Consider the following 7277-nt stretch of genomic DNA (forward strand, 5'->3'; position numbering starts at 1 on the left):
CCCTGAGCCGTAGGCCCTTTGGAATGGGTTGTTCACCCGGTACGCTCCGACACGGCTCAGGCGAACATCGTGAAGAGGGTGTTGAGGCCTTCGGCCAGGAGGGGGTGGGTGAAGATCGCGTCGGCCATGGCGGTGTGGGTGAGCTTGCCCAGCATGGCGACCTGGATCATGGTCATGATCTCGCCGCCTTCACTGCCGAGGACTGCGCAGCCCAGGATCTGCCCATTGTCCGCGTCGACGACGGCCTTCATGAAGCCGCGGGTCTCCCCGGTCTCGATGGCCCGGATGACGGCGCTCATCGGGAGCTTCGCCACCCGAATCGCGTGCCCGTTCGCCCGGGCCTCGCGCTCGGTCATGCCGACGCGGCCGAGCTGCGGGTCGATGAACACCGTGTATGGGACGATCCGGTCCCGCGTGCTCGCCTTCTCGTGCCCGATCAGGTTGGCGTGCAGAATGCGGTAGTCGTCGTAGGAAGAGTGGGTGAAGGCCGGGCCGGGTGTGACGTCTCCCATCGCGTAGACGCCGGGCACGGTGGTGTTCAGGTACTCGTCGACCTCGACGAAGCCGTGGTCGTCGAGACGGACACCGGCGACCTCGGGGGTCAGTGCCTTCGTGTTCGGGATGCGGCCGATGGCCGAGAGCAGGTGTGAGCCTTCGAGCTGCCGCTCACCGTCGTCCGTGCGCACGGTCAGCCGCAGGCGGCCGCCGTCGGCCGGCTCGACCCGGACCGGCTTCGACGAGGTCGAGACCGTGATCCCGTCATCGCGCAAGAGAGCGGCGACCTCGTCGGAGACGTCCTCGTCCTCGCGCGTCAGCAGGTGCGCGGCGTGCTGGACGATGGTGACCTCGCTGCCGAACCGGCGGAACATCTGCCCGAACTCCAGCCCGATGTAGCCGCCGCCGACGATGATCAGATGCTCCGGGAGCTGGTCCAACTCCATGATCGACGTCGAATCGAGCACGGGGACCTGGTCCGCGCCGGGGATCGCCAGCGGCTTGGGCCGGGCGCCCGTGTCGATGACGATCACCGGTGCGCTGATCTGCCGCCTCCCGCCGTCGGTCGAAGCGACCTCGACCGACTTCGGCCAGGTGAAATGAGCCTCGCCTTCGATCAGGTCGAGCCCGTCCTGCGCCAGGCGGCTCGCGTAGTTCTCTCGCGCTCCGGCGACCATGGCCCGTTTGCGCTCGCGCACCGCGGCCAGGTCCACCGATACCGGACCGATCCGCACGCCGTACTCCGCGGCGCGGCGCGCCTGGTGGGCGAGACGAGCGCTGGCGACCATCGTCTTGGTCGGGGTGCACCCGATGTTCACGCAGACACCGCCGAGTTGGCCACGCTCGACCAGCGCCACCCGTTGGCCCGCCTTCGCCAGCTCGACGGGAAGGAACCGACCGCCCTGGCTGGCTCCGATCACGATGGTGTCGTAGTGCTCATCGGCCATGACGTCTTCTCCCCTCGTCCTCGTTGAGCCGCGCGGGCCGGTCGCGGCGGCAGGGAACCACCGGTACGGCACGCACGCGCCAACGGCCGCGCGAATCGGTCAGCCGAGCTGGGGGACCACGCCGTGCACGCTGTCGATGAAAGCGGTGAAATCCGCCATGAACCGGGTGAGGAACTGCCTCGTCGAGTCGTCGAGGACATCGCCGTCCGGGGTGAAGACATCGGGGCGGAACTGGATGTAGGCCTCCGGGGAAGTCATCTGCGGGGAATTGCAGTAGCCCAGGACACTGCGCAGGCTGAGCTGAGCAATCGCGGTGCCGATCTTGCCCGGCGAGGCGCCGATGACGGCGGACGGCTTGAGGGTGAACGAATTGTCGCCCCAGGGGCGGCTGGCCCAGTCGATGGCGTTCTTCAGCGCGCCCGGGATCGAGCGGTTGTACTCCGGCGTCACGAACAGCAGGGCGTCGACGGCGGTGATGGCGGCCTTGAGCGCGCGGCCCTCCGGCGGGTAGTCGGCGTCGTAGTCGTGGTTGTAGAGCGGCAGATCCTTGATCGGAATCTCGGTGAACGTCAACTTGGGCGGTGACAGCTGGATCAGGGCCTTGGACAGGATCCGGTTGATGGATTCCTTGGACAGACTGCCGATGATGTAGCCGACGGTGTAGGTACTCACGCGATGCCTCCTGACCAGAGATTTCCGATGCTGAACGGAGCGCCTGGCGTCGTAGACGCACGGCGGTTTCGACGGGAGTGCAGGGCCAACGTAGCACTTCGCAGCGGTCGCTCGCCCGGGTATCGGACACCGCCGGTCGGCGGCGGCGTCGCGGGAGTGGATCGTCCTGCGAATCCGCTTCCGTCCCAACAAGATTCGCCAGAACTGCGAGACCTCCCGGCGTCGATTCAGCCGGTGGTGTCGCGGACGGATGTGCTCGAGGACAGGTTCGTCTCGAGTTTCGCCAAGGCGCGGAGCAGCTGTCGTTGCTGGGTCGTGCTCATGTCGCCGACCGTGTCGGTTTCGAGGTCCGTCCACAGTTGCTCGATGCGGCTGCGCAAGGCCATTCCGGCCGGTGTCGACTCGACCAGGGTGGCTCTGCCGTCGGTTGGATCTTGGCGGCGACGTACGAATCCGGCCCGCTCGAGGCGCTGCACCGTGCGGGTCATCGAGGCCGAATCCGTGTCGAATTCGGTTGCCAGGTCCGATTGGCGCTGCGGGCCGGTGTCCCACAGGTGCATCAGCAGAAGTTCGTGGCCGGGATGCAGGCCCAGGCCCTGAAGTAGTTGCCGGGCGCGCATGGCATGCAGGCGTGTGGCTCGAATGAGAGCATTGCTGACCGGGCCACCGGAAGCAGCCGTCGATGCCGCGACGCGACTGCGAGATGTTGATCCGGTCGTCATGGCGACCAACGTATCGCGGCTCAGTCGATGTGTAGTCGACGACCCGAGCCCAACGTCGGCCGGAGTTCCATGCTGTCGGCCGTGTTCCGGAACAGTTCGATCGCACAAAGTGCTGTCTTGGACAGGTAACCCCATAGAGATCGACCGGGCCCGGTCGGCATTGTGCCGGGGCCCGGTCGGATGCCCCACGTGTTCGTCGGCAGGATGTCGTGTCACACAGTGGTACTCATGTGGCGAGGTTCGGCCCGGCCGTCGTCAACGCAGGACGAATCCGCCGTCGACGACCAGGGCTTGGCCGGTCAGTGCGGCGGCTGCGTCGGTGGCCAGGAAGGCGACGGTTGCCGCCGTGTCGGCCGGGACGAGTCGACGGGCCAAGGCCTGCCGATCGACTTGGGCGGCGAAGTCGTCGTCGGTGTTGACGGTGCGTGAGCCGGGAGTGTCGGTGAGGCCGGGCGCGACCGCGGTCACCGCGATGCCGTCGGATCCGAGAGCCCGTGCCAGCGACCGCATGATGCCCGTCAGCGCGCCCTTGCTGGCGATGTAGGGGAGTAGGACGGGTGCGGGCGGCTCCCAGAGGGTGTCGGAGATGACGAGCACGATCCGGCCGAACCCGCGCTCTGCCATGCCCGGCGTGAAGGCCTGAGCGAGCCACAGCACCGATTCGACATTGACCGCTTGGACGTGTCGCCAGGTCTCGGCATCCAGGTCCTGCAGCGAAGCCTGGTCGAAGGCGCCCGCACTGTGCACGAGAACGTCTGCGCGGCCGAAGTTTTCGAGAACCTGCGCGGCGGCCTGCCGCGTGGACTGCTCGTCCGCGAGATCGACCTCGATATCGCCGCCGCGGTCGAGCACGACGGTGCGGTGCCCGCTCGCCCGCAACTCGCGGACGATGGCAGATCCGATCGCGCCCGCGCCGCCGGTGACGACGGCTACCCGGCCGGTTGTCGTGGCGGTCATGGCTTCAGCACCAACTTCCCACTGGTCACGCCCTTTTCGAGCCGGCGATGCGCCTCGGCGGCTTCGGCCAGCGGCAGCGTGTGAATCTCGGGGACACTGATCGCCCCGGACGCGACCCAGCCGACCAGCCGCTGCAGCGCGGCACCCGCATCGGCGAGGCGGTGTTCGAACCAGATACCGAGGTTGAAGCCGATGAGGGCCTGGCTGGGTGCGGGGTCGTACAGCAACGGTTCCAGGGCTGCCGGGTCCAGACCTTCCACGGTTCCGGAGACCGAACCGTAGACAACGACCCGCGCGAACGGCGCCAGAATCGTCAACGTTTCCATGAGGCGTGCGGGCCCGGTCATCTCCAGCGCGACGTCGACGCCGCGGCCGCCGGTGAGCTCCAAGACCTGGTCGGTCCAGTTCGGAGCGGTGTAGTCGACGGCGTGATCGGCTCCGAGCCGCAGCGCGATCTCTCGCTTGGCCGCGGTACCGGCACCGGCGATCACGTTGGCGCCCTTCAGCTTTGCGATCTGCACGGCGTAGCTGCCCACGCCACCGGCCGCGGCCGGCACGAAGACGGTCTCACCGGGCTGGAGGTGGGCGACCTCGTCCAGCATGATGGCAGCGGCCAGGCCGGAGACGACGATACCCGCGGCCGAGTCGGGTGACAGGCCAGGCGGAATCGGGATCAGACTCCCGGCCCAGGCCACCGCGAGTTCCGCATAACCGCCGGAGGCATCGTTTCCGACGGTGCCGAACACCTGTGTTCCGATCGGAAGGTTGTCGACGCCCCCACCGACCGCGACCACCGTCCCGGCTACCTCCGCACCGGGCACGAACGGGACGGGCGTCGGGACCGGGTACACGTCGCCGCGGCGGCGCATGACGTCCGAGAAGTTGACCGCGGCGGCCTGGACGCGGACCACCACCTGGCCCTGACCGGGCACCGGGTCGGGCACGTCCACCAACTGCAGGACGTCCGGTCCGCCCTGTTGCGTCATCTGGATAGCTTTCACGTCAGAACTCCACTGGGAGGCTTGGCACTGCGTCGTCGGTGGTCGGCGGCGCTGCAGTCAGGCATTTACCTGTCCTAGTCAGGCAAACGGCCTACCAGGGCATCCTATTCCCAGTGACGGTGACTATCTGTCCGGGCGGAACAAGACTCGCCGAGATCGAAGGCGCGTAAACCCCATGACAACATCCAGCGAGCAGCGAGCCAGACCCGACACCCGGTCAGAGTCGATATCGAGATGTTCTGGCAGGCATGACGATCGTGTACGCCTCACCGAGGCGTTCGGGGCCATCGGGAGTCCGAGCCGGGGATCTGCGAGGTACGGTTCCTGGCATGAGCAAGACAACCGTGGAGTTGTCCCATCCGATCTCGGACGGCATGCTCACCTACCCGGGATTGACGGGACCGCGGGTCACCACAGATATTTCGCGTCAGCAGTCGGCACTGATCGACATGGCCTATGACATCGCGCGGGTGGATATGGTCGGCAACACCGGCACCTATATCGACGCGCCCTTCCATTTCCATGCCGATGGCGCCGATATCGCCGAGTTGCCGCTGGAGCGGCTGCTCAATATACCGATCGTGATGATCCGCGCGGCGGGCATGCGCGCGGTGGGACCCGATGTGCTCGGTGACCCGGCGCGGCTTTGGGGCAAGGCGGTGCTCGTGCACACCGGATGGTCGGCTCGATGGGGGTCGCCGTCGTACCGGGGCCCCGGGCATCCGTTCCTGATCGGCGAGGTCGCGGAGGCGCTGGTCGCTGCGAATGTGGCGGTGGTCGGAATCGACTCGCTCGACATCGACGATATTTCCCTGCCCACGCGTCCGTGTCACCACGCATTGCTCGGGGCGGGAATCCCGATCATCGAGCAGATGACGAACCTGGACGTGGTCCCCGATATCGGTGCCAGGCTGGTCGCACTGCCGGCGCCGGTGCGCGGGATGGGCTCGTTTCCGCTGCGCGCTATTGCCTGGACCGATCACGGCGGCGCTGGCAGCTGATCACGATTTCACGAATTGGGCGCCCGGGCTGGGGGTGCGGTGGATGGCCGATGGGGGTAGATGGGCATGGCCCGCGGCGCATTCCAGGACGAGCCGGACCGGGGCTTCGCAGTCGTGGTCGGCGCCGGGGGTGTGATGGCGGATCACGACCGACGGCCCCTGTGGGTCGGCCAGATACTTGTCGCCCCACTCCAGCAACGCCACCAGGGTCGGCCGCAGGTCGAGGCCGCGCTCGGTGAGGCGGTACTCGGAACGCTGCCGGGAGCCCGGCTCCTGGTATGGGATGCGTTGTAGCACACCGGCTTCGACCAGGCTGTCGAGCCGGGCGGAAAGCAGGTTGCTGGCGATACCCAAGCGGTCACGGAAGTCGCTGAAGCGGGTCGCGCCATCGATGGCCTCTCGAACGATCAGCAACGACCAGCGTTCGCCGACTACCGACAGGGCGCGTCCCACCGAGCAGTTGGCGGTGTCGATTCGACGATCGGGGTCCATATGGCCACCCTATCGAGCTAGGTTGACAATCTCCACTCAGCGGCCCTAGCGTTCGTTCATCTGAGTTTAGAAACTAAATCTAGGAGGTCGTCGCCATGCCGATGCTCGATGTCTACATTCCGGAGGGCACCTTCACGGCCGAGCGGGAAGCGGCGCTGATGAATCAGATCACCGAAATCCTCATCCGCCATGAGGGATTCGACCCCGCCGATCCGGTCACGCGCTCGGTCTCGTGGGTGTTCCTGCACCGCCCGGCAGCGGTCTACGTCGGCGGCGCACCCGCCGACATGCCGCGGTACAAAGTGGTCCCGTCGGTCCCGGAAGGGCAACTGGACACCGCCAAGCGAGCCGGCGTCATCGCAGCGGTCACCGAGGCGATACTCGACGCGGAGGACGGCGCGTGGCCCCGTGATCCCGGCCGAATCTGGGTGTTCCCCACCGAGATTCCCGAGGGGCACTGGGGCGGATTCGGTGAAGTCAGGCCATTGAGCCGTATTCTCGGCCGGCTGACCGGTGACGACGCACGGGCCGCCCGGCTGGCGGCGGAGCGGATCGCCGCCAGCCGCGTCGAACGCACCACGCTCCCGCACAGCGCGCGCTGACCACCCGGTACCGGTGCCGCCATCTCGAGGCAGCGCCGGCACCGACGGCCTCCGGCAACGGCGCGGATTATGCTGCGGCTCAGCCCGATTCGAGGCGGGAGGGCACGTCGTCCGAGGTGATGACCGGGAAAACCTCGAAGTCGATGAGGTCCGCCCAGTTCGTCATCCGCGCGCAGCAAGGTCTCGTCGGCATGAATACCTCGTGAAACCAGCCAGCGCGGTCCCACCGAACTCGAACCGGCGCGCGAAGAAATTTCATGCGGGCGCGAGTCGGCGGGTCGGGCTTCTGCGGGTCAGTATGCGGAGTTGACGTTGTCCATGGAGCCGTAGCGTGCGGCGGCGTAGTTGCAGGCGGCGGTGATGTTGGCTACGGGATCGTAGATGTCCC

General features: G+C 67.2%; 8 protein-coding genes and 1 pseudogene. 2 read left to right on the forward strand and 7 right to left on the reverse strand.

The window, feature by feature from the left end; genetic code table 11:
- Positions 1-56: 56 nt before the first annotated feature.
- From ACWEQQ_RS40125 to ACWEQQ_RS40145, 5 genes are all read right to left on the reverse strand, one after another.
- Entirely contained in the window at positions 57-1442 is a 1386-nt protein-coding gene (locus ACWEQQ_RS40125; RefSeq protein WP_452351857.1) for a mercuric reductase, read from the reverse strand.
- Between the two features lie 99 nt (positions 1443-1541).
- The gene (locus ACWEQQ_RS40130) at positions 1542-2114 is read right to left on the reverse strand and encodes an NADPH-dependent FMN reductase (protein WP_379388003.1); all 573 of its coding nucleotides are present in this window, start codon (positions 2112-2114) and stop codon (positions 1542-1544) included.
- A gap of 227 nt (positions 2115-2341) precedes the next feature.
- A complete protein-coding gene (locus ACWEQQ_RS40135; RefSeq protein WP_452342246.1) occupies positions 2342-2836 on the reverse strand; it encodes a MarR family winged helix-turn-helix transcriptional regulator in 495 nt (164 codons plus the stop codon).
- Positions 2837-3091: 255 nt separating this feature from the next.
- Positions 3092-3793 carry an SDR family NAD(P)-dependent oxidoreductase gene (locus tag ACWEQQ_RS40140; RefSeq protein ID WP_452351858.1) on the reverse strand — a complete coding sequence of 234 codons (702 nt, stop codon included), beginning with the start codon at positions 3791-3793 and terminating at the stop codon, positions 3092-3094.
- Positions 3790-4794, reverse strand: a complete 1005-nt coding sequence (locus ACWEQQ_RS40145) for a quinone oxidoreductase family protein (protein ID WP_452351859.1) — start codon at positions 4792-4794, stop codon at positions 3790-3792. Before ACWEQQ_RS40145 ends, ACWEQQ_RS40140 begins: the two co-directional genes overlap by 4 nt.
- Positions 4795-5123: 329 nt before the next feature.
- On the opposite strand from ACWEQQ_RS40145, the gene ACWEQQ_RS40150 reads away from it, so the two are divergent.
- Entirely contained in the window at positions 5124-5795 is a 672-nt protein-coding gene (locus ACWEQQ_RS40150; protein ID WP_452351860.1) for a cyclase family protein, read from the forward strand.
- Here the strand turns inward: ACWEQQ_RS40150 and ACWEQQ_RS40155 are convergent, their stop codons facing one another.
- Positions 5796-6287 carry a winged helix-turn-helix transcriptional regulator gene (locus tag ACWEQQ_RS40155; RefSeq protein ID WP_452351861.1) on the reverse strand — a complete coding sequence of 164 codons (492 nt, stop codon included), beginning with the start codon at positions 6285-6287 and terminating at the stop codon, positions 5796-5798. It abuts the gene before it with no gap.
- A 95-nt stretch (positions 6288-6382) separates the two neighbouring features.
- Between ACWEQQ_RS40155 and ACWEQQ_RS40160 the strand changes: the two genes are divergently transcribed.
- Positions 6383-6889: a tautomerase family protein gene (locus tag ACWEQQ_RS40160; protein WP_452342251.1), complete on the forward strand. Its 507-nt coding sequence runs from the start codon at positions 6383-6385 to the stop codon at positions 6887-6889.
- 293 nt (positions 6890-7182) lie between these two features.
- Here the strand turns inward: ACWEQQ_RS40160 and ACWEQQ_RS40165 are convergent.
- A pseudogene (locus ACWEQQ_RS40165) lies at positions 7183-7277 on the reverse strand (transglycosylase SLT domain-containing protein); the annotation flags it as partial.

This window comes from Nocardia sp. NPDC004123 (genome assembly GCF_053603795.1).

Bases quoted from the DNA above. Each gene is read 5' to 3' on its own strand.
- ACWEQQ_RS40140 (WP_452351858.1), bottom strand. From the start codon at position 3,793: ATGACCGCCACGACAACCGGCCGGGTAGCCGTCGTCACCGGCGGCGCG.
- ACWEQQ_RS40125 (WP_452351857.1), bottom strand. From the start codon at position 1,442: ATGGCCGATGAGCACTACGACACCATCGTGATCGGAGCCAGCCAGGGC.
- ACWEQQ_RS40135 (WP_452342246.1), bottom strand. From the start codon at position 2,836: ATGACGACCGGATCAACATCTCGCAGTCGCGTCGCGGCATCGACGGCT.
- ACWEQQ_RS40155 (WP_452351861.1), bottom strand. From the start codon at position 6,287: ATGGACCCCGATCGTCGAATCGACACCGCCAACTGCTCGGTGGGACGC.
- ACWEQQ_RS40150 (WP_452351860.1), top strand. From the start codon at position 5,124: ATGAGCAAGACAACCGTGGAGTTGTCCCATCCGATCTCGGACGGCATG.
- ACWEQQ_RS40160 (WP_452342251.1), top strand. From the start codon at position 6,383: ATGCCGATGCTCGATGTCTACATTCCGGAGGGCACCTTCACGGCCGAG.